We start from the raw sequence: 22,302 nt of genomic DNA on the forward strand, positions 1-22,302 counted from the left end.
ACGACACCGACACCGTATGGGCAATCCCCATACATGGTGTAACCTCGTCCTTGAAATCACCGGATGATCGTTGCCGCCCTGGTATGGGATCCGGCGTCGCGGGCTCGGCTGAACGAAGCGCTGCGCGGGCACGCGACCGTTCGCTGGTGTGAGCGTCAGTCCGAACTGCTGGCCCTCGTCGAGAGCAACCTCGCCGGCGTCGCGGTCGTCGATACGCGCGACCGGGAGGGGCAATCCACCCTTCCCATCGTCAGGCAGGTGCGCGAACGCTTCCCCAGCGTCCCGGTCCTCCTGTACTTCGCCATCTCTCCCGACACATCGCGCGACGTGCTCGCCTTTGCGCGCGCGGGGATCAACGATCTGGTCCTTCGCGACGTGGACGACCTGCGCCACTCCCTGCGCTCGGCGCTCGCCGCGGCGGCGGATCATTGCTCGGCTCGCTCGATCGTCGCCGAGCTCGAGACGCACTTTCCGGCCAACGTGGTCCCCATGGTGCAGTTCTGCCTGGAGAACGGGCGACATGCCATCACCGTCGAACAGGTGGCCGAAGCGCTCAACGTCCATCGCAAGACGCTCGTGGGGCGGCTCAAGGGGGCGCACCTGCCAACGCCCAGCGCGCTCATTTCATGGTGTCGCCTCCTGACCGCGGCCCGCCTGCTCGAGGACCCGGGGCGTTCGGTTGAACAGGTGGCGCTGATTCTCGACTTCCCGTCCGGGACGTCGATGCGGAACATGATGAAGCGCTACACGGGACTGCGCCCCAACGAGATTCGGGAGAACGGCGGGGTACGATGTGTCCTGCACGCGCTCAAGCGCGAGTTGGCGATTCCCGCCGGCGGCGAGAATCGAGCGGCCAGCTGACTGCTTGGCGCTGGTCTCACGGCGCCCATGGAGCGGTGCCTTGCGCGCGGGCCTTCCCTGACGAGCATCGGACGCGTTAGGGGAATCGCTGTCCGCCCTTGATGACCACGCGCACGTCGCGCATGACGGTCATGTCGGCGAGCGGATTTCCCTTGACCATGATGATGTCGGCGTAGCGCCCAGGCGCGAGCACCCCGATGTTGGCCTCCTGCCTGAGGAAGCGCGCGGGCCACAGCGTGGCGGATTGAATCGTCTCCATCGGCGAGACGCCGAACTCGACGAACTTCACCATCTCCCGCCAGGTGGCGTCGTTATGGAACATGGCGGGAATGCCGGCGTCGGTCCCGATCATGAAGCGCACGCCGGTCTCGCGCAGCTGGCGGAACTTGGTGGGGAGGAGCGGGAGTCGCGACGGGAAGAGCGCGTAATACGGGAGTTGCGGGATGTGCTCCAGCGACGCGCGGATCTCCTGCGCCATGTCTTGTGGCATGAAGGCGCGCCACGCCGGGTCGTCGAGGCGTTCGGGGAAGACGGAGCCGGTTTCGTAGAGCGTGTAGAGCGGGGAGACGGTCGGCGTCCAGTACAGGGAGGAGTTGCGTTCGCGCAGCTGCTGCAGCACATCGTCGGGGTAGCCTGGGGCGGTGCCGAGCCCGGTGTGCTCGAAGTTGTCGACGCCATGCGTGAGCCCCACGCGGATCTCGGCCATGCGATGGGCGTGCGCGACCACCGGCTTGCCGTTCTTGTGCGCGGTGGCGACGACGGCGGCGACTTCGGCGTCGGTCATCTGGTCCTGGTCGATGAGCTTCACGACGTCGACGCCGGCGTCGATGATGCGTTGCACCTTTTGTCGCGCGTCGTCGGCGCCGTTCACGCCCCAGCGAAACGCCTCCTCGTACTTCTCGTAGGCTTCGTGCTGGATGAATGGCCCGGAGACGAAGAGCCGCGGGCCGGGGATCTCGCCAGCCGCAATGCGCCGCTTCACGCTCAGGATGTCCTCGAGGCGGGCCCCCAGGTCGCGCGCCGAGGTGACGCCCGCCGAGAGCAGCTGGCGGGCGGCGATCGGCATCACGACCGAGGCGTCGCGGGTGCCGTAGAGGTCGTCCCATCGCTTGTAGTCGCCGTGCCCCACGATGTGGAGGTGCACGTGCATGTCGATGAGGCCGGGCATGACCGTGTGGCCATTGGCATCGATGATCGGGGTGCCGGCGGGGACCTTCACCTCGTTGTCGCGCCCGACGGCGACAATGCGCTCGCCGGCCACGAGGATGACGCCGTTCTCGATTACCGGGCCGCCGTAGCCGTCGATGATGCGCCCGCCGACGATGGCGAGGGTGGGGCGGGGCGCGCCCTGGGCAGCTGCAACGCGCCACCCCGGGATAACGGCCAGGGCGGCGAGGGCGGCCACGGCGGTCGCGGCGAGAAGGCGGGAGCGAGCAACGCCGAACGATCGAACGCGCATGGGCATCAGGCGTGGGAGGTGAGGGGCGGCGCGGGCACGGTCGCGCGGCGAAAGCGATCGAGGATCGTGGCCACGGGCTCCACGGCGTGGATCCCTGCCACGCTGCGGCCGGCCTGCCAGTAGTCGCGCGACGCGTCGCCGCGCGCATTCGAACGTTTGAGCGACAGCACGGAGCGCAGTGCGTAGATGGTGCGCATCCACTTCTTGGTGGTGCGAGCGCGCAGGAGCCATCGCGCCAGCGGGCCGGCGTGCAGCCCGATGCGCTGGATGTAGGGGGTGTTGATCACGGCGACCGGGACGCCGGTGAGGCGCTCGGTGAGGACGATGTCCTGCGCATCGGCGTCGACGATCCCCTGCTTGTAGCGGGGGTGCGCGCTGCACTCGTCGGTGGCAATGAAGCGCGTCCCCATCTGCACGCCGGCATAGCCGAGCGAGAGTGCGCGCGCGTAGTCATCGACGTCGCCGATCCCGCCCGCGCACACGAGGGGGAGGGCAAACGGGGCGAGTTCGTCGTACAGCGCTTCCATGGTGCGCGAGCCGGCATGCCCGCCGGCACGCGCGTTTACCCCGATGAGGCCATCGCACCCGGCGTCCACCCCCTTGCGCGCCCACCGCGCCTCGGTCACGTCGTGGTAGACGACTCCGCCAGCTGCATGCACGCGGTCGCACACCCAGCGCGGGTTTCCCAGCGACGTGACGAAGAAGCGAACCCCTTCCTCGAGCGCGATCTCGACCCATCGCACCATGCGCTCGTGATAGGTGCGCGAGGTGGCCTCGATGAGCGCGTTCATCCCGATCGGGCGTCCGCCGGCGAGGCGCCGCATGAGGCGCACCCCCTCGCGGAAGTCGTGCCCGTGCACGTAGGTGAGCGAGATGGGCTGCAGGATGCCTAACGCGCCGGCCGCGGAAACGGCGGCCACCAGCGCCGGGTTGGAGCAGGGGTACATCGCCCCGCACAGAATGGGGAGCTCGATGCCGGCGTGGCGCGTGAGCGGCGTATCCATCGGTGCGGCAGAACCTACAGCGTGCGCCCCTGCCTGACGAGGGGCGCCGATGGTTGCCGCGACGAGCGCCCGACGTTCCTCACAGGTGCCGGAGGAATCGATCGGGGCTCGCCAGGAAGTCGCGCGTGAGCGCGACGTGCTCCAGCGCTCCGTACGGCACGGCGCTCACCGGGAGCGCGTCGAACGAGTAGATGGTGGAGTCGGGAAAGGCGAGGAGGATGGGCGAGTGCGTGGCGATGATGAACTGGGAACCCTGCGCAATCATCTCCTTGAGCATCGCCATGAGCGCGAGCTGGCTCTGCGGCGAGAGCGGCGCCTCGGGTTCGTCCAGGAGATAGAGGCCACCGGGGACGAAGCGCGACTGGAACAGCTTGAGGAAGCTCTGCCCGTGCGAGTTGGCGTCGAGGTCGATGCCGTAGCGCGCCTCCATGTCATGCAACGAGGCGGCGATCGGCCCGCGTCGCAACGCGCGCGCGTACGCCGTGCGATCGCGGTACTCCTCGTCCACCGCGGCCAGTTCGGCGACGAAGGCGGCTCGCATCAGCGCCAGCGTCTTTGTGAAACCGAAGAAGTCCTCGGCGCGCAGGAAGAAACCGCGCCGCGCCCGGCCGCGGCGCCAGCTGAGCGCAATGCTCGCCGCCAGCGATCGTTGGGCGACGAGCGTCTCGTCGGCCTCCACGCGCATCTCGCTCCCTACCGCGGGAAGCCCGGCGGCGGCAGCAACGGCCTCCAGCAGCGTCGACTTCCCCGACCCGTTCTCTCCCACGAAGAAGGTGACCGCCGACGGGAAGTCGAGCACGTCCATCGTGCGGATGGCGGGGACCGAGTACGGAAAGCGCTCGCTCCCGCCGGCTGGCGCCGGGCGCAGTCGCAACGAGCGCAGCGGGAGGGAGGTGGTCGAACTCGACATGGATGCCCGAACGGGCAGCATTGTGGGGAGGCGCTTCGTATACGGGCGTCGGCACTGGCGCCGCACGTCGCCCGGCCGGAGTTTAGCGCCTGAATCATCACGTCTGGAGCCATCTCATGCGAACATCCGTCAGCATCGCGCTCTCGTCAGGGGCGCTGCTCGCCATCAGTACGCTCGCGCCGGCGGGCATCGGGGCTCAGGGAGGAGGGCGTGCCTTCACCCCTGCCGACTGGTACAAGGTCACCACGCTCGGCAGCCCATCGATTTCCCCCGATGGCAAGCGAGTGGCCTTCACCGTGACCACGGTCAAGGAGAGCGAGAACCGGCGCCACAGCGAGGTCTGGGTGGTCTCGACGGCGGGCGGTGAGGCGCAACGCTTCACGACCGCTGCGTACGAGTCCTCGAATCCGCGCTGGTCGCCGGACGGGACGTGGCTCCTCTTTGCGTCGCAGCGTCCGGGAGGCGGACGGGGGCGCTCGTGGGGGCTGCGCATGGATCAACCTGGTGGTGAGGCGGTCGCGACCGATCGCTACCCGGCGGGTTCGGTGCCGAGCGACAAGCGATTCGTGGTGTGGAGTGAGGGGGGAGCGGCCGACTCCGCGGGCGTCGACACCACGCGCCGCGATCCGTTCGCCCGCATGCAGCCCATGGCGCGCCCGCCGTTTGGCGCGATCACGCGCCCGGTGGAGCCGGCGCGCTTCGACGGGCGGCATATCACCGAGATGCGCTACAAGTCCAACGGGCCGGGCTTCCTTCCCGGGCCGCGCGAGAAGCGGACGTATCGCCCCATGCAGGTGTGGATGCAGCCGCTGGACGCGACGGGGAAGAAGCGACTCATCGATAGCACGGCGTATTCGCGGCGGTCGGCGGTTGTTTCACCTGACGGGAAGTCCATCGTCTTCATTGCCGATCCGGCGCTGCGCCCCGACTCGGTGGTGGAGGCCGAGCGTGATTCGCTGGCCCGGTTACCGTACAACGCCAAGCGCGACGAGGCGCCGCGTAACGACGCGGACCTCTTCATCATCCCGGTTGGCGGCGGCACGCCGCGCCGCCTCACGAGTGCGATGGGGAGTGAGGGAGACCCGCAGTGGTCGCCCGACGGGAAGTGGATCGCCTTCACCGGCTCTCCCACGCGCACGAGCAGCGAGCGGCTCTATGTCGTCGACGCGAATGGCGGGACGCCCACCAACCTGCTGGGTGACTGGCAGTACGAGCCGGGCGCCTTCGAGTGGCTCCCCGACGGGCGCATCCTGATGGGCGCCGAGGTCGGCGGGCGTTCGGCGCTCTTTCACCTCGACCCCAGGGACAAGTCGCTCAAGGAAGTGCTGGGCGGGCGCCGCCAGCTGCGCGGCTTCTCCACCGACGAATCGGGCCAGCACGTGGTGTACGTCGCGACGAGCATGGACAAGCCGACCGAACTCTACATCGCGAATGTCGACGGGAGCAACGAACGCCGCCTCACGAGCTTCAACGATGCGCTCCTCAAGGATGTGGCCTTCAGCGATGCGGAACGCTTCACCTACAAGAGCGTCGGCAACCTCGACATCGAAGGGTGGCTGATGAAGCCGTACGGATACCAGCCGGGGAAGCGGTATCCGGTGGCGCTGTACATCCACGGCGGCCCGCACTCGGCTTATGGCGAGGGATGGTTCGACGAGTTCCAGAACCTGGCCGGCGCCGGGATGTTTGTCCTCTTCACCAATCCGCGCGGCTCGTCAGGCTACGGGGCCAAGTTCACGTACGCCACGCGCGGACGCTGGTTCGCCGAGGACTACGAGGACCTGATGAAGGCGGTGGACCTGGTCGCGAAGCGCCCCGACATCGACTCGACGCGCATGGGAGTCACCGGGGGGTCGTACGGCGGCGTGATGACCGCGTGGGTCACGGTGAAGACCAGCCGGTTCCGTGCGGCGCAAACCGATCGCATGATCAGCGACTGGTGGTCGTGGTACGGCACCTCGGATGCACAGGGGCTCACGGAGTTCGAGTTCTATGGCAAGCCGTGGGACAACCCGGCGATGTACGACTCGCTCTCTCCCATCCGCTACATCCGCAAGGTGAAGACGCCGACGCTGATGGTGCAGTCGGAAGAAGACCACCGCACGCCGATGACGGACGCCGAGCAGTGGTTCATCGGGCTCAAGAAGCAGGGGACGCCGGTCGAGTTCGTGCGGTACCCGCGCTCTACGCACGACCTGTCGCGCACGGGTGAGCCGTGGCTCCTCGTCGATCGCCTGGGGCGGTTGCGGCAGTGGTTCGGCTATTGGCTGTTGGGGGAAACGGGTGAGAAGGCAGCCAGCGGTCGATAACCTGACGCCTGGCGACGTTGCATCATTCGCGCGGCGCGGAACTGTCCGCGCCGCGCGCTTCGTTTGCCTGGTGTGACAGCGATTCTCGCTTGGCTCGCCGCCTTGCAGGGGGCGGCGCTCGTGCTGGTCATCGCGCGGCTCCTTCCGGGGCGGACGCGCCGCCCCCCCGTTGCACCGCGTCCCGAAGGGCTGGAGGGGACGTCGGTGTCGGTCGTGGTCGCCACGCTCAACGAGGCGCGACGCATTGGGCCGTGCCTTTCGGGGCTGGGGCGCCAGGGGGCGCCACTCGCCGAAGTGATCGTCGTCGATTCGCATTCCACCGACGGCACGCCGGAGTTGGTGGAGGCCGTTGCGGCTGGCGACGCGCGCTTTCGCCTCGTGAACGATCCGCCGCTCCCACCAGGGTGGGTGGGAAAGGTCTGGGCGCTCCAGCATGGATTGTTCGCGGCAACAGGCGAGTGGGTGCTCGGCATCGACGCCGACACCGAGCCGCGACCGGGAATGGTGGCCGCCGTCGTGCATTCGGCGCGTGAGCACGGCTACGACGTGGTCTCGTTCTCCCCGCGCTTCGCCGACATGACGGTGGGCGAGCAGTGGTTGCAGCCGTCGATGCTCCTCACGCTCGTCTATCGCGTCGGGGCCGCCGGGATGGTCGATCCGCCGCCCCATCGCGTGATGGCCAATGGGCAGTGCTTCCTGGCGCGCCGCGACGTTCTCCTGGCCAACGGCGGCTACGAAGGTGCCCGGCAGTCGTGGGCCGACGATGTCACCCTCGCGCGCACACTGGCCGCGCGCGGCGTCCGTGTAGGCTTCCTGGACGGGTCTGAGCTCTACAAGGTGCGTGCATACGAGGGACTCGCGCACATGTGGCGGGAGTGGGGGCGCTCGTTCGACCTGAGCGACGCCACCACCCGCGCCCGGCAGTGGTTCGACGTCGCCCACGTCGTCCTCGCACAAGGGCTGCCGTGGCTCGTGCTCGCGGCGTTCGCCTTGGGCCTCGTCACCGGCGAGGGGTGGGCCGCTCGCGCACTGCTGGGCGTGAACGTGGCGCTGGTGATCATCCGGCTGGCGATGCTTGGGGCGCTCCGCGGGAGCTATGAGCGGTGCGGTATCGGCTTCTGGCTGTCGCCGCTGTCCGACCCGGTGGCCGCGTGGCGCCTGGTCCTGTCGTCGGCGCGCCGACCGCGGGGGTGGCGTGGTCGGACCTTTTCGTTAGGCGAGACGGACGCCGGGTGAGCGGGGCGCCGAGACACCGGTGCGGTCCGACCGCCCGAACCTATTGCTGACGTCGCCGACAAACCAACTCCCCTATTCAAGAAAAACAGGAGAAGACGCACGGCGATTTGGTCGCGTCAGCGCTTCCCCTCCATTTCCCCGGAAGTCGTCAGCGGGTTTCCCGACAGACGAATCCCGTCCCAAGTCCGATGCTCTCTGCGTCGGTACGCAACGACCGGAGGCGCTGTTCCCTGCAGCGCTCGCGTTGGCGGGCAGGTGACTCCGGGAGGTACTACACCACAGGCGCATCATGCATCAGTGACCCGCCGACGGTCACATGCGCCGCCCGGAGGAGTCCGTCGTGTCCGTGACGAACGAAGTCGTGGCGAGCGGCAGAACCCTCGCGCCCAGAAGGGCGCCCGAGGTCCGTCGACTGCGTGAACACACCGTCGAAGTCGTCTCCGACTCCGGTGAAGGGGCGCAGAAGTGTTCGCAGATCTTCGGAGCGGTTACCGCCAAGATGGGCAACGGCGTGTGGACCGTGGAGATCATCCCCGCCGAGATCCAGCCCCCGGCCCGCGTGCCCGAGGGGGCCAGCGGCAACCGAATCCGCATCGGTGCCACCGCGGTGACCAACTGGGGCGACCAGACCAACCTGGTGGTCGCCTTCAACGAGCAGGTCCTGCTGGCGCGCCACCGGCTGGCGGCGCTCGCCCCGGATGCCACGATCCTCATCGAGGACAAGTGGGCGACGCACGAGGATCCGGACATTCGCGAGCAGTGGACGCGCGCCATGCAGGAGCTGAGCGGCGCGAGCTACCGCATTGTCCCGGTGCCGATGGAGGAGCAGTGCCTGACGCTGGTGGACAACCCGCGCAAGGGCAAGAACATGTTCGCGCTCGGCATGCTCGCGTGGATCTACGACCGCGACCTCGAGCGCATCCACGAGCAGATTGCCCACACCTTCCGCAGAAAGTCGGAGGCGGTCTACCAGAGCAGTGTGGACCTGGTGCGGCTGGGCTACGACTGGGCGAGCGAGCACCTGGACTTCCGCGTCGAGGTGCCGCCGGCGCCGAGCGATCGCGCCATGGTGGTGATGAACGGCAACGAGGCGTTGGGGATGGGTGCCATCGCCTCGGGAATGGAGCTGTGCGCGATGTATCCCATCACGCCGGCCACCTCGGTCTCGCACTACCTGTCGGAGGTGTTCGAGCGCTTTGGAGGCGTGGTGCACCAGGCGGAGGACGAGATTGCGGCTGCCGGTGTGGCGATCGGCGCGTCGTACGCGGGCAAGGTCGCCTTCACCATCACCTCCGGCCCCGGACTCGCGCTCAAGACGGAGTTCATCGGCCTCGCGGTGATGACCGAGATCCCGCTGGTGGTGGTCGACGTGCAACGTGGCGGCCCCAGCACCGGGCTCCCGACCAAGGTCGAACAGTCGGACCTGCTGGCGGCGCTCTACGCGCAGCCGGGTGACGCCCCGCGCGTCGTCATCGCACCGGCGACGATAGAGGAGTGCTTCCACGTCATGGTCACCGCGCGCCGGATTGCCGAGGCGTTCCGCTGCGTCGTGATGGTGCTGTCGGATGCCAACCTCGCCACCGGGGTGCAGCCGTATCCGCGTCCGGCGATCGATGCGCGGTGGCAGGCCGACCCGATCGACCTCTCGGCGATCCCGGACGGGCTCAAGCCCTACCAGTGGAATGCGGAGACAGGGCTCTCGCGCCGCGTCATTCCCGGGCAGGGGGGCGGGATGCACACCGTCACCGGGCTCTCGCACGACGAGGGGAGCAAGGTGGCGTACAGCGCCGGCGTCCACGCGAAGGGGATGGCGATGCGCAGCCGCAAGCTCGCCGTGCTCGGCTCGCTGCTCACGCCGCCCACGACGTACGGGGCCGACGAGGGCGAACTGCTGATCGTGGGATGGGGGAGCACCAAGGGGGCGATCGAGGAAGCGGTGGATCGAGCGCGCGCCGCGGGGCTGTCGGTGGCGGCGTTGCACCTGCGCTTCCTGTCGCCCATGGAACCGGGGCTCAAGGAGATCTTCTCGCGCTTCCGGAAGGTGGCGACGGTCGAGATCAACTACAGCGATTCGATGGGCGATCCGTACATCACCGAGGACAACCGCCGCCGCGGCCAGCTTTCGTGGTTGCTGCGTGCGCAGACGCTGATCGATGTCGACTGCTGGACGCGGACCCCGGGCGAACCGCTGCGCCCCGGCGCCATCGTCGAGGCCATTCACTCCCTGATGCCACAGACGCGCGCGGCGCGAGGTGACGCATGAGCGCCTGTTCCCTCCACGTCCTGGCCACGGACGACGAGCGTACCTTCGAGGTGAACGATTACGAAGGGGCGCGGGCGAGATGGTGTCCCGGCTGCGGCGATCACTCGGTACTCGCCGCGGTGGAACGCCTCCTGGCCGCCGAGCAACTCAAGCCCGAGGAGACGGTCTTTGTCTCCGGGATCGGGTGCTCGTCACGCTTTCCGCACTACCTCAGGACGTACGGCTTTCACGGGATCCACGGGCGCGCCCTGCCCGTGGCAACGGGGATCAAGCTGCATCGTCCGGAGCTGTCGGTCTTTGTGGTGATGGGCGATGGCGACTGCACGTCGATCGGGGCGGGGCACTGGGTGCACACGTTGCGCTACAACCCGCACATGGTCGTGATGATGCTCGACAACGGCATCTACGGCCTCACGAAGAACCAGACGTCGCCCACGACGCCGCAGGGCGTACCGAGCAACACCCAGCCGCACGGCTCGATCCTGATGCCACTCAACCCGCTCTCCGTGGCACTCGGCGTGAGCAATGCATCGTTTGTCGCGCAGACGGCCGAGTTCGTGCCGGCGCACCTGTATGCGACGCTGCGGGCCGCCTACCATCATCGCGGTCTCTCGTTTGTCCGCGTGCTGCAGCGCTGCCCGGTCTTCACCCCCGGGATCTTTGCCGACGCGGTGAAGAAGCCGGCGCTGGTGGAGATGCTCGTGCACGACGACGGCGTGATGGTGCCGGAGCTGGACGCGATCTACAAGTCGCGCATCGCGCACGACCCGCGCGACCTCGATCGCGCGCGGCAGCTGGCGGATGCCACCGACACCATCAAGCTCGGCGTCTACTTCAAGGACCCGGCGCGACCGCGGTACGAGGAGGTGCGTCGCGTGACGCCGCGCACTTCGCAGGAGCGCACGGACCTCCTCAATGCGGAGCTCGATCGCTATGCCGTCTGATCCGAGGGTCCAACTGGCGCTCGACCGGCTCGCGCGTCCCATCGGGGAGTTCCGCTCGACGGTCGCGGGCGCGCTCGCCCAGGCGGAGTCGTTCCTCGCCGCCGAGGAGCCTGACGAGTCGGCGCACGTCGCGCGCGTTGGCGTGGAGCTGGGGGAGTTCGCGCGCGGGCGGCTCGACGTGGCGCGCTTTGCCGCGGTTGCGGCCGTGCGCCCGGCGCTGTCGGTGGCGCACCGCGACCGGCTGCAACGCGCCATTGACGTGTTGCGCGACGTGCTTGCCCGCGGTGTGGCGCTGCACTTCGTTGATGTCCCCGCTGCCAGCTCGCTAGTCGCGGCGGTTGACGCCGCGCTGGCGCGTGCGGGGCGGGCGTTCGGGGCGGTTCTCGCCATCGAGCTGCTGCGCGGCGGGCGCTACGATCCCGCGCAACATGACGGGCTCCTCGACACCTTCGCGTTTCGCACGTGGACCAAGGCCGAACGTCGCTTCGCGCCGCCGCTGGTCGTCTCCGTGGACGGCGCCGACCTGCACATCGGCGGCCTGGCCGACTTCCTCGATGGTCGCGAGAAGCTCGTCCTCGTGGTGCGCGGCGCCTCGCCGCCGGCGCCACTCGTCCGGTTGATCACGCCGGGGACGCTGGTACTGCAGACCGCTGACGAGACGGGGCTGGACCTCGTGGCGACGACCAGCGGCACGGCGATCGCCGCCCTGGTTCCGCGCGAGGCCGCGCACTTCCAGCACGATCCGTCGCGCGGGCGCGAGCCCTGGCAACGGCTCTCGGTGTGGCACATGCCGGCGGCGCCACGCTCGGCGTTAGGCGGGATGAGTGCGTGGCAGATGCAGGAGGACCTGCGGCAGCTGGAGGCACTGGCGGCTGGCTCGTCGGCGGGGGCCGGCGTAGTTCGTGGCGGGGGGGAGCAGGGAGCCGAGGCGGTCGACGTCCTGGCGCGCTGGCTCCTGGGGCAGGCGGACCTCCAGGGCATGGCGTGACGGCGCGCGGAGTGTCGCAATGATCCTCTCCTCTATCCTGATCCTCGGCGGCGTGGGGCTCACCTTCGCCGTCCTCATCGCGCTGGCGTACAACCGGCTCAAGGTGTGGGAGGATCCGCGAATCGACATCGTGACGTCGATGCTTCCCAACGCCAACTGCGGCGCCTGCGGCCTTCCCGGCTGCCGAGCGTTTGCCGAGCAGGCGGTGGCGGGGAAGGTGGCCCCCGCCGGGTGCACCGTGTCCAACGAGGAGGGGGTCCTGGCGATCGCCGGCTTCCTCGGCGTCGACAAGGGCGAGGCGGTCAAGCGCGTGGCGCGCCTGCGCTGCGCTGGCGGGACCGACGTCGCGCTGCAACGCGTGGAGTATCGCGGCCCGCGGTCGTGCGCGGCGGCCACCGCCGTCGCGGGGGGTGGCAAGGGGTGCACGTGGGGATGCCTGGGGCTGGGCGACTGCGAGGTGGCGTGCGACTTCGACGCCATTGCCATGAGCGTCACCGGCATTCCGGTGGTAGACCCCGTGAAGTGCACGGCGTGCGGCGACTGCGTCGAGGCGTGCCCCAAGGACCTCTTCGTCCTCATGCCCATCGACCATCACCTGCTGGTGCAGTGCCGCAACCTGGTGGCGGGCGACGAGGTGCTGGAGCAGTGCAAGGTGGCGTGCACCGCCTGCGGGCGGTGCGTGCAGGACTCGGCGCCGGGGCTGATCAGCGTGGCGTCGGGGGTGGCGGTCATCGATTACGACCTCATCGCGCAGGAACAGGCGAGCGCCGTCGCGCGCTGCCCCACCGACGCGATCGTATGGCTTGAAGGGGCGCAGTTCGCCTCGATTCGTCGGACCACGGCTCGGAGTGCCGTCGCATGAACATCTGGCCTGGCAAGAGTGCCGCGCAGCCGGCACCGGCCCCCGCTGCTCCCCCGCCGTTCCCGGGCGTCGTGGAAGCGATGGACGGGAGCAGCGCAGTGGTGGAAATGGAGACCGCGGCCTCGGAGGCCGCTGGCGCCTATCCAATCACCCCGTCCACGCAGATGGGTGAGGGATGGGCGGCAGCGGTCGCCGACGGCAAGCCTAACGTGAATGGGCGCCGCCTCCTTTTCTTCGAGCCCGAAGGTGAGCATGCCGCCGCCGCCGTCACGGCGGGGATGAGCATGATGGGGCTCCGCGCCACCAACTTCTCCAGCGGCCAGGGGATCGTGTACATGCACGAGTCCCTGTACGCGGCGGTGGGCAAGCGCCTCACGTACGTGCTGAACGTGGCAGCGCGCGCCATCACCAAGCAGGGGCTCAACGTGCACGCGGGGCACGACGACTACCACGCCATCGACGACACCGGCTTCTTCCAGTTGTTTGCCAAGGACGTGCAGGAGTCGGCTGACCTCAACCTCATCGCCCATCGCATCGCGGAGCTGTCGCTCAATCCCGGCGTGTGTGCGCAGGACGGCTTCCTGACCAGTCACGTCATCGAGTCGATGCGACTCCCCGAGCGTGCGCTGGTGAAGCAGTACCTGGGCGATCCGTCCGACTTCATCGAGTCGCCCACGCCCTCGCAGCGCCTCGTGTTCGGCGCCAAGCGCCGGCGCATCCCCGAGATGTTCGACCTCGACTACCCGGCGATGCTGGGGGTGGTGCAAAACCAGGACAGCTACGCGCAAGGCGTGGCGGCGCAGCGCCCGTTCTACTTCGACCATGTCGCCGAGCTGACCGACCGCGCCATGGAGGAGTATGCGGCGCTCACCGGTCGTCGTTATGCACGGACGTCCGGGTACCGTGTCGACGATGCGGACTACGTGATCGTCGGGCAGGGGTCGGTCGTCTCGAACTCCGAGGCGGTGGCCGACTACCTGCGCGCGCAGCGCAACCTCAAGGTCGGCGTCGTCAACGTCACGATGTTCCGCCCGTTCCCGGCCGACTGCATCACGCGACTGCTCAAGGGGAAGAAGGGGGTCGTGGTGCTGGAGCGCACGGACCAGCCGCTCGCCGTCGACCTTCCGCTGCTGCGCGAGATTCGCGCGGCGATGGGGCAGGGGAGCGAGAACGCGCGCGTCGCGCGCGGCGAGCCGGTGCCGTATCCCAGGCTCGCATCGATTTCGCCAGACGACGTCCCGGTCTTCTACTCGGGGTGCTACGGTCTCGGGAGCCGCGACCTCCAGCCGGGCGACATCATCGCCGCGGTGGACAACATGCTCCCGAATGGGGCGCGCCGGCGCCAGTTCTATCTCGGCGTCGACTTCATCCGCAAGGGGACTAACCTTCCCAAGCTGCAGATCTGGCAGGAGCAGCTCGAGGACGAGTATCCGCAGCTGGCGAGTCTCTCGCTCCCTTCGGCGGGTGACGTCAACCTCATGCCCGCCGGGGCGCTGTCGATCCGCATCCACTCCGTGGGTGGATGGGGGGCGATCACGATGGGGAAGAACCTGGCGATGACCGCCTTCGAGCTGTTTGGCGTCAACGTCAAGGCCAACCCGAAGTACGGCTCGGAGAAGAAGGGGCAGCCGACGACGTTCTACGCCACGCTGGCGCACGAGCCCATCCGCCTCAACTCCGAGCTCAAGCACGTCGACGTCGTCCTGTCGCCTGACCCCAACGTCTTCCGCCACTCCAACCCGTTTGCCGGGTTGTCGGATGGCGGCGTCTTCGTGCTGCAGAGCGAGCTGTCGCCTGACGAGCAGTGGAAGGCGCTCCCGGTGTGGGCCCGCCAGGCCATCACCGAGAAGCACATCAGCTTCCACGTCCTCGACGCGTTCAAGATCGCGGCGAGCGAGGCGTCGGATGTGGAGCTGCGCTACCGCATGCAGGGAACGGCCTTCATGGGGGCGTTCTTCGCGGTCTCGCCGCTGGCCAAGCGCGAGGGGATCGACGAGGCGGCGCTGTTCAAGGGGTTGCGCGACCAGCTGGTGAAGAAGTTCGGCAAGAAGGGCGAGCGCGTGGTCGAGGACAACGTGCGCGTGATCCGGCGCGGCTTCGACGAGGTGCAGGAGGTGAAGCCGTTCCACGTCCCGCTCGACGACAGCTTCGTGGGCGAGGTGCCCGGCATTCCGGACGTGATGGACACGCCTAACGCCGAACCCGGCGTGGGGAATCCCGGGCGCTTCTGGGAGCAGGTGTGCGGCCTGTGCAAGATCTCGCAGGATGGCATTGCCGATCCCTTCGCCGCCATCAGTGCGATTCCCGCCGCCACCGGCGCCGTGCGCGACATGTCGGGCGTGCGGCTCGAGGTGCCGGACTTCATCGCCAGCAAGTGCACCGGGTGCGGCCAGTGCTGGACGCAGTGCCCGGATTCGGCAATCCCCGGTTTGGTCAACAGCGTCGAGGACGTGATTGGCGCCGGCATCGACCAGGCCACCAACGGTGTCCCGCTCGATCGCGTACGGCAGATCTCCAAGCCGTTGGCCAGGGAGGCGCGCCGACAGATGGATGCGCTCCCCACGCTCCTCTTCCACGATGCGCTGGCCGCCGCCTACCCGATCGTCGCCGGCAAGATGGGCTTCGAGGGAGAGAAGCGGGCCGCGCTCGACAGCGAGTTTGCCAAGGTGCACGCGGCCATCGCGGACTTCCCGCTGGCGCGCACCAAGCCGTTCTACGACCTCCCGGAAGGAAAGGCGAAGGGGAGCGGAGGGCTGCTGTCCATCACCGTGAATCCCGAGGCGTGCAAGGGGTGCAACCTCTGCGTCGAGGTCTGCCCGGATCACGCACTCGTGACGGTCAAGCAGGATGCCCCGATCCTGTCGCGGCTGCGCAAGAACTGGCAGCTGTGGAAGCAGCTTCCCGACACCGACGACCGCTTCATCAACGTCTCCAACCTCGAGGAGGGGATCGGCGTCCTGTCGTCGCTCCTCCTCAAGAAGGAGACGTATCGCTCGATGGTTGGGGGCGACGGGGCGTGCATGGGATGCGGCGAGAAGACCGCGGTGCACCTGATCGTCTCGTCGATCGAGGCGATGATGACGCCGCGCGTGACGAAGTACGTGGCGCACCTCGACACGCTCATTGCCGGGCTCGAGGACGCGTCGCGCGCACTCCTGCTCGAGGGCGCCGACATGGAGGCGATGACCGCCTCCGTCAGCAGCAACAGCGTCGCCGTCCCGGTGGACCCGTCCAAGGGCGAGCGCCTCGCGCTGCTGGCGCGCGAGATCCACGCACTCAAGGACCTGCGCTGGCGCTACACCGAGGGGCCCAGCGGGAAAGGGCGTGCTTCGCTCGGCATGGCCAACTCCACCGGCTGCTCGTCGGTGTGGGCCAGCACCTATCCGTACAATCCGTATCCCTTCCCCTGGGTCAACCACCTCTTCCAGGATTCCCCCTCGGTCGCGATCGGCGTCTTCGAGGGGCACATGCGGAAGATGGCCGACGGCTTCGTGCATGTGCGCCGTGTCCAGGCAATCCTCGACGGGTCGTATGACGCGTCGGTGCTCGAGCCCGAACTGGCAATCTTCGATTGGCGCCAGTTCGACGACGAGGAGTTCTCGATGTGCCCGCCGATCATCTCGATGGGCGGCGACGGGGCGATGCTCGACATCGGGTTCCAGAACCTGTCACGCCTGATGGCTTCGGGGAAGCCGATTCGCGTAGTCGTGCTCGACACGCAGGTGTACTCCAACACCGGCGGGCAGTCGTGCACGTCGGGATTCACCGGCCAGGTGGCCGACATGGCGGCGTTTGGGCCGGCGCAGCATGGCAAGACGGAGATGCGCAAGGAACTCGCGCTCATCGCGATCGCGCATCGCGGCACCTTCGTGCACCAGTCGTCGCCAGCGTCGGCGTCGCACCTGATTGCCGGTGTGCTCAAGGGGCTGCAGAAGCGGCGCCCCGCCGTCTTCAACATCTACACGCCGTGCCCGGTGGAGCACGGGCTGGCCGACGATGCGTCGCAGCACTCGGCGCGCCTCGCGCTGGAGGCGCGCGCCTTCCCCTTCCTGACCTTCGATCCGGATGCGGGGAACTCGGTCGCCGACTGTCTCGACCTCAGCGGCAATCCGTCGCTGGAGAGCGCGTGGCCCGAGTACGAACTGCGCTACGACGATGCCGAGGGGAGGGAGCAGGTGATGACGCTGCCGCTCACCACCGCCGACTGGGCGGCGACGGAAGGGCGGTTCAAGAAGCACTTCAAGGAGCTCAAGGAGGTCTCCGACGACCTCCTCCCGTTCCACGAGTTCCTGGCGCTCGACGCCGAGGGGCGCGAGGGAAAGACACCGTTCATCTACACGCGTGGCGCCGACGGCAAGTTGCACCGCCTCAAGGTGTCGGCGGAGATGGTGCAGCTGGCGGAGGAACGGCAGCACTTCTGGGCTGAGCTGAAGGAGATGGCCGGCGTGGAGCAGCCCGCTTCGGTGCGCGAGGCGATGGCGGCGTCGCTGGAGGCGGAGTTCGAGGCCAAGGCGGCGGCGCTGACGCAGGAGTACGAGCAGCGCATCGCCAACCTCAAGGCGACGTATCCGACGCTGGTGGCGCGCAAGCTCGCCGAAGGGCTCCTGCGCAGCGCCGGCGGCCAGCACCTGGCCAAGGAACTGATGACCAGCCTGCCGTCGCTCACCCTCCCGCTGCTCGTGGAACCAGCGTCTGGCAACGGCGCGGGGAGTGCCTCGCCGAACGGGGCGACGAGTGCCTTGCCTAACGTGGCGACGAGTGCCTCGCCTAACGGCGCCGTGGCCGTGGCGACAGCGCCAGTCGCGGCCGCGGCGACTGCCCCGGCCGCAACAGTGGCAGCCGCACCGGCGCCAGCTTCCGTCGTCGCGGCAGCCGCAACGGCGCCCGCGCCCGCCACGGACGACGACATGGCCATCGAGCCCTATGTCGAGTCGGCGCGGTGCACCTCGTGCAACGAGTGCACGAACCTGAGCAAGAAGCTCTTCGCCTACAACGCCAACAAGCAGGCCTATGTGAAGGACCCGAATGGCGGGACCTTTGCCCAACTCGTGCAAGCGGCGGAGAAGTGTCCCGTCGGTGCGATCCATCCGGGGACGCCGCTCAATCCCAAGGAGAAGGATCTCGCGAAGTGGGTCGAACGCGCCAAGCCGTTCAACTGAGCGAACAGGTGAGGCGATGCTGACAGCGAGTGGCTTCAGGCACGGCGTCCATCCGGAGGAGCGCAAGGAGTTGACGCAGGCGCTCCCCATCCGGCGGATGCCATTCCCGGACGAGGTGGTGCTTCCCGTGCGACAGCACGCCGGAAAGCCCGCCCGGGTGCGGGTCAAGGTGGGCGATCACGTCGAGCGCGGTGACAAAGTCGCCGATGCCGACGGGTTCGTCTCGGTCCCGATCCATGCGTCGGCGGCAGGGACGGTCGTCGACATCGACTGGTGGCCGCACATCGACGGCACGATGGCGATCGCCATCCGGCTCAAGGTCGACCGGCATGCCATGCAGCTGCCGCGCCCGCGCCTGGTGCCGCACTGGGAGGGGCTCACACCCGACCAGGTGATCCAGGCGGTGCAGGACGCAGGCGTCGTGGGACTCGGCGGGGCAGCCTTCCCGACGCACGTCAAGCTGGCCCCGCCCAGGGACGTATCGATCCACACGATCATCGTCAATGGAGCCGAGTGCGAGCCGTACCTCACCACCGATCACCGGACGATGGTGGAGTACCCGGCGCGCGTCCTGTTCGGCGTGCGGGTGATGATGCACACGTTAGGCGTGCGAAAGGCGGTCATCGGCGTCGAGAAGAACAAGCCGGACGCCATCGCCGCGCTCAACGCCGCGCTCCCGAAGGACCTCGACATCACCGTCTTGCCGCTGACGGTGAAGTATCCGCAAGGAGCGGAGAAGATGCTCATCCACGCGGTCACGGGGCTCGAGGTCGAATCGGGGAAGCTCCCGGCCTCGGCGGGCGTGATCGTGCAGAATGTTGCCTCCGCGGCGGCGATCGCCGAGGTCTTCGAGACCGGGCTCCCGCTCATCGAGCGCATCGTCACGGTAAGCGGCGATGGGGTGCAGAAGCCCGGCAACTTCATTGTCCCGGTGGGCACCAAGCTCGTCGACCTGCTCGACTACTGCGGTGGGCTCACGCCAGACGCCGCCGAGGTGATCATCGGCGGTCCCATGATGGGGGCCGCGCAGGGGAACCTCGAGGCCCCGGTCACGAAGGGAACGACTGGGGTGGTGGTCCTGACGGCGCAGCAGGTGCGTGGCGAGAAGGTCTGGCCGTGCATCCACTGCGGGCGCTGCCTGGAGGCGTGTCCGGTCTTTCTCAACCCGTCGCTCCTCGGCGACCTGGCGCGCAACCGGCGCTACGAGGAGATGGAGGCGCTGCACCTGACGGACTGCATGCTGTGCGGCTCCTGCTCGTACGTGTGCCCGTCGAACATCCCCCTCTCGCAGCAGTTCGCGTTCAGCAAGGCGGCGCTCAAGAAGCGCAAGGCAGCGGCATCATGAGTGCGTCGCAGCAATCCAGTCGCCTCGTCGTCACGGCGTCGCCGCACCTGCGGTCGACGGACAGCACGCCGCGAATCATGTGGACGGTGGTCGCGTCGCTCGTGCCGATCATTCTCTCGTCCATGTGGTTCTTCGGCATCGGGTCGTTGCTCATCATCGTGGCGGCAACCGCGGGTGCGCTGGTCACGGAGCGCGTCTTCGGCAAGTCCGGTTCCCTCCTGGACGGCTCGGCAATGATCAGCGGGCTCCTCCTCGGGCTCTCGCTGCCGGCCGGCCTCCCGCTGTGGATGGCGGCGCTGGGCGGCGCGATGGGGATCGGCTTCGGCAAGATCGTGTTTGGGGGACTTGGGCAGAACATCTTCAACCCGGCGCTGTTCGGGCGCGCCTTCCTCCAGGCCGCCTTCCCGGTGGCCATCACCACCTGGCCCGTCTCGCGCGCGCCATTCTGGACGCTGCACGGCGACCTGTTTGCCTTCCCGTTCACGCACCCGCGTGCCGTTGATGCCGTCACCGCCGCCACGCCGCTGGGGCTCTGGAAGTTCGAGGGGACGGGGACCTCGCTCCTCGACCTGTTCGTCGGCACGACGGGCGGGTCGTTAGGCGAGACCGCGACACCGGTGATCCTGCTGTGCGGCGCCTTCCTCGCCTGGAAGTCGTACCTCAACTGGCGCATTCCCGTGGGCGTCCTGGCGTCGGTGGCGCTCGTGTCCGGCGTCTTGCACCTCGCGGTCCCGCGCTTTCCGGATCCGCTCTTCATGCTCTGCTCCGGCGGGCTGATGCTCGGCGCCGTGTACATGGCCACCGACATGGTCACCTCGCCGGTCACCAACATGGGGCGCTGGGTCTTTGCCGCCGGTGTCGGCGTCCTTACCGTCGTCATCCGCATCTGGGGTGGGCTCCCCGAGGGGGTCATGTACGCCATCCTCCTGATGAACGCGTTCACGCCATTCATCAACAAGGCCACGCAGCCGCGCGTCTTCGGCACCACCAAACGGGTGATTGCATGAGTCACGCGCACATGCACGGTGGCGGCCAGGCAGGCGCGCAGGCCGGCGCAGCGGACCTTCCGGCGCCAGTCGACACCCCGGCGTGGAAGCTCATCGCCACGCTCAGCCTCGCCGGGGCACTCGCCGGGCTCCTCGTGGTGATCGTGTACCAGTGGACGCTCCCCAGCGTCCTGGCGCACAAGGCACTCGTCATGCGCAGCACCGTGAACGAGGTCCTGCACCACCCGGCGCGGTGGGACACGCTCTATCTCGAAGGCGGCGCCCTCACCTCGACACCGCGCGGCGAGCGTTCGGAACTCGCGACGGCGTTCGTCGGCTACGACTCGACCGGGAAGGAGGTCGGCGTCGCCGTCTCTGCCGGCGAGCCCGGCTTCCTCGAAGTCATCAACCTGATGGTCGGCTTCGACCCGGCGACTGGGAAGCTGCTCGGGATGAAGATCATGGACCAGAAGGAGACACCGGGACTCGGCGACAAGATCGAGAAGGACACGGTCTTCGCCACGCAGTGGCCCGGGCTGGTGGCGCCGCTCAAGGCAGTCAAGACGCGCAGCGGGAGCAACCCCAACGAGGTGCAGGCCATCAGCGGGGCCACCATCTCGTCGCGCGCCGTCACGCGCATCATCAACAATGCGGTCGCCAAGTGGCAACCGCTGCTCGTCGCGTACAAGAAGCAAGGAGCTCCATGACCGCCACCGCGCACGCTCCTGGCGAGTCGACGACGGCGCCGGCCGTCACGGCACTCGAACGCCCGCTCATGACCGACTTCATGCGCGGGGTCCTCAAGGAGAATCCCGTCGTCGTGCAGATGCTCGGCATGTGCCCGACCATGGCCGTGACCAACAACGTGGCGAACGCCTTTGCCATGGGAATGGCGACGCTCTTCGTCCTCGTGGGCTCGGAGTTCTTCGTCTCGCTGCTCAAGAAGTGGTTCCCCAACGAAGTGCGCATCGCGTCGTACATCCTGATCATCGCGACCTTCGTCACCCTGGCGGAACTTCTCCTGCAGGCACTCGTCCCCGACATTCACAAGGCGCTCGGCCCCTTCATCGCGCTCATCGTGGCTAACTGCCTGCTGCTGGGACGACAGGAGGCGTTCGCGGCCAAGGAGCCCGTCGGCCGCTCGGTCCTCGATGCCCTCGGGATGGGACTCGGCTTCACCATCTCCCTCACGACGCTGGGGTCGATTCGCGAGATTCTCGGCAACGGGTCGTGGCTGAGCTTCCGCGTGCTGCCGGCGAGCTATGAGCCGTGGACCTTCATGGTCCTCCCGCCGGGGGGCTTCTTCACCCTCGGGTTGCTGCTGCTGGGAATCACCGTCGTGAAGGACTGGCGCGACAAGCGCGCCGTCGCCGTGAGGGCATGATGGGCAACGTTGCCTGGATCATCGTCTCGTCGCTGCTGGTGAACAACTTCACCCTGGTCATGTTCCTGGGGCTGTGTTCGTTCTTTGGCGTGACCAAGCAGATCGAGACCGCGTTCAAGCTCGGGCTGGCCAACACCTTCGTCCTGCTGATGACTGCGCTCTCGGCGTGGTTCCTCAACAAGTATGTGCTGGGGCCGGCGCCGTACCTTCGCACCATCGCCTTCATCGTCGTCATCGCGTCGGCGGTGCAGATCGTCGAGATGGCGGTCAAGAAGCACTATCCGCTCCTCTTCCGGCAGTTGGGGATCTACCTCCCGCTCATCACCACCAACTGCGCAATCCTTGGGCTGGCCATCTTCCAGACCAATCGCGGCTACAACCTCATCGAGGGGCTGGCCTTCGCGATCGGGGCCGGACTGGGGTTGACGCTGGCGCTGACGCTTCTCGCCTCCATCCGCATGCGCACCGAGCTGACCGAGGTGCCGCAGGTGGCGCGCCCCATGGCCATCGTCCTGTTCATCGCCAGTTGCCTGTCCATGGCCTTCATGGGCTTTGCCGGACTGGGGACCATATGATGTCTGCCGTTTACGGG

General features: G+C 68.1%; 16 protein-coding genes. 13 read left to right on the plus strand and 3 right to left on the minus strand.

The features are described 5' to 3' along the window. Nucleotides 1-63: 63 nt before the first annotated feature. The gene (locus tag IT359_05830) at nt 64-861 is read left to right on the plus strand and encodes a helix-turn-helix domain-containing protein (GenBank protein MCC6928496.1); all 798 of its coding nucleotides are present in this window, start codon (nt 64-66) and stop codon (nt 859-861) included. A 76-nt stretch (nt 862-937) separates the two neighbouring features. Here the strand turns inward: IT359_05830 and IT359_05835 are convergent, their stop codons facing one another. The 3 genes from IT359_05835 to IT359_05845 form a co-directional block, all read right to left on the minus strand. Beyond that, on the minus strand, nt 938-2,326 hold the full coding sequence (locus IT359_05835) for an amidohydrolase family protein (GenBank protein MCC6928497.1): 1,389 nt from the start codon (nt 2,324-2,326) through the stop codon (nt 938-940). Further along, entirely contained in the window at nt 2,326-3,324 is a 999-nt protein-coding gene (locus tag IT359_05840) for a nitronate monooxygenase (protein ID MCC6928498.1), read from the minus strand. Before IT359_05840 ends, IT359_05835 begins: the two co-directional genes overlap by 1 nt. A gap of 79 nt (nt 3,325-3,403) precedes the next feature. Then, complete coding sequence (locus IT359_05845) at nt 3,404-4,234, minus strand: AAA family ATPase (GenBank protein MCC6928499.1); 831 nt, start codon at nt 4,232-4,234, stop codon at nt 3,404-3,406. 116 nt (nt 4,235-4,350) lie between these two features. On the opposite strand from IT359_05845, the gene IT359_05850 reads away from it, so the two are divergent. The 12 genes from IT359_05850 (at nt 4,351) to IT359_05905 (ending at nt 22,285) form a co-directional block, all read left to right on the plus strand. Continuing rightward, complete coding sequence (locus IT359_05850) at nt 4,351-6,543, plus strand: S9 family peptidase (protein MCC6928500.1); 2,193 nt, start codon at nt 4,351-4,353, stop codon at nt 6,541-6,543. 72 nt (nt 6,544-6,615) lie between these two features. After that, nucleotides 6,616-7,779 carry a glycosyltransferase gene (locus IT359_05855; protein MCC6928501.1) on the plus strand — a complete coding sequence of 388 codons (1,164 nt, stop codon included), beginning with the start codon at nt 6,616-6,618 and terminating at the stop codon, nt 7,777-7,779. Nucleotides 7,780-8,119: 340 nt separating this feature from the next. Next, on the plus strand, nt 8,120-10,042 hold the full coding sequence (locus tag IT359_05860; GenBank protein MCC6928502.1) for a 2-oxoacid:acceptor oxidoreductase subunit alpha: 1,923 nt from the start codon (nt 8,120-8,122) through the stop codon (nt 10,040-10,042). After that, nucleotides 10,039-10,986: a hypothetical protein gene (locus tag IT359_05865; protein MCC6928503.1), complete on the plus strand. Its 948-nt coding sequence runs from the start codon at nt 10,039-10,041 to the stop codon at nt 10,984-10,986. Before IT359_05860 ends, IT359_05865 begins: the two co-directional genes overlap by 4 nt. Continuing rightward, entirely contained in the window at nt 10,976-11,974 is a 999-nt protein-coding gene (locus tag IT359_05870) for a hypothetical protein (protein MCC6928504.1), read from the plus strand. Before IT359_05865 ends, IT359_05870 begins: the two co-directional genes overlap by 11 nt. A gap of 19 nt (nt 11,975-11,993) precedes the next feature. After that, on the plus strand, nt 11,994-12,836 hold the full coding sequence (locus IT359_05875; protein MCC6928505.1) for a 4Fe-4S binding protein: 843 nt from the start codon (nt 11,994-11,996) through the stop codon (nt 12,834-12,836). Continuing rightward, a complete protein-coding gene (locus IT359_05880; GenBank protein ID MCC6928506.1) occupies nt 12,833-17,995 on the plus strand; it encodes a 2-oxoacid:acceptor oxidoreductase family protein in 5,163 nt (1,720 codons plus the stop codon). Before IT359_05875 ends, IT359_05880 begins: the two co-directional genes overlap by 4 nt. Nucleotides 17,996-18,011: 16 nt before the next feature. Then, nucleotides 18,012-19,340: an electron transport complex subunit RsxC gene (gene rsxC / locus IT359_05885; GenBank protein MCC6928507.1), complete on the plus strand. Its 1,329-nt coding sequence runs from the start codon at nt 18,012-18,014 to the stop codon at nt 19,338-19,340. After that, nucleotides 19,337-20,347, plus strand: coding sequence for an RnfABCDGE type electron transport complex subunit D (locus tag IT359_05890; protein MCC6928508.1), 1,011 nt, complete (start codon nt 19,337-19,339; stop codon nt 20,345-20,347). The genes rsxC and IT359_05890 overlap by 4 nt, the downstream gene beginning before the upstream one ends. Beyond that, nucleotides 20,344-21,033 carry an FMN-binding protein gene (locus tag IT359_05895; GenBank protein MCC6928509.1) on the plus strand — a complete coding sequence of 230 codons (690 nt, stop codon included), beginning with the start codon at nt 20,344-20,346 and terminating at the stop codon, nt 21,031-21,033. The genes IT359_05890 and IT359_05895 overlap by 4 nt, the downstream gene beginning before the upstream one ends. Next, a complete protein-coding gene (gene rsxE / locus IT359_05900) occupies nt 21,030-21,710 on the plus strand; it encodes an electron transport complex subunit RsxE (GenBank protein ID MCC6928510.1) in 681 nt (226 codons plus the stop codon). The genes IT359_05895 and rsxE overlap by 4 nt, the downstream gene beginning before the upstream one ends. Continuing rightward, nucleotides 21,707-22,285 carry an electron transport complex subunit RsxA gene (locus tag IT359_05905; protein MCC6928511.1) on the plus strand — a complete coding sequence of 193 codons (579 nt, stop codon included), beginning with the start codon at nt 21,707-21,709 and terminating at the stop codon, nt 22,283-22,285. The genes rsxE and IT359_05905 overlap by 4 nt, the downstream gene beginning before the upstream one ends. Nucleotides 22,286-22,302 lie beyond the last annotated feature (17 nt).

The sequence above is a fragment of the Gemmatimonadaceae bacterium genome (genome assembly GCA_020852815.1).
Lineage (GTDB): Bacteria > Gemmatimonadota > Gemmatimonadetes > Gemmatimonadales > Gemmatimonadaceae > SCN-70-22.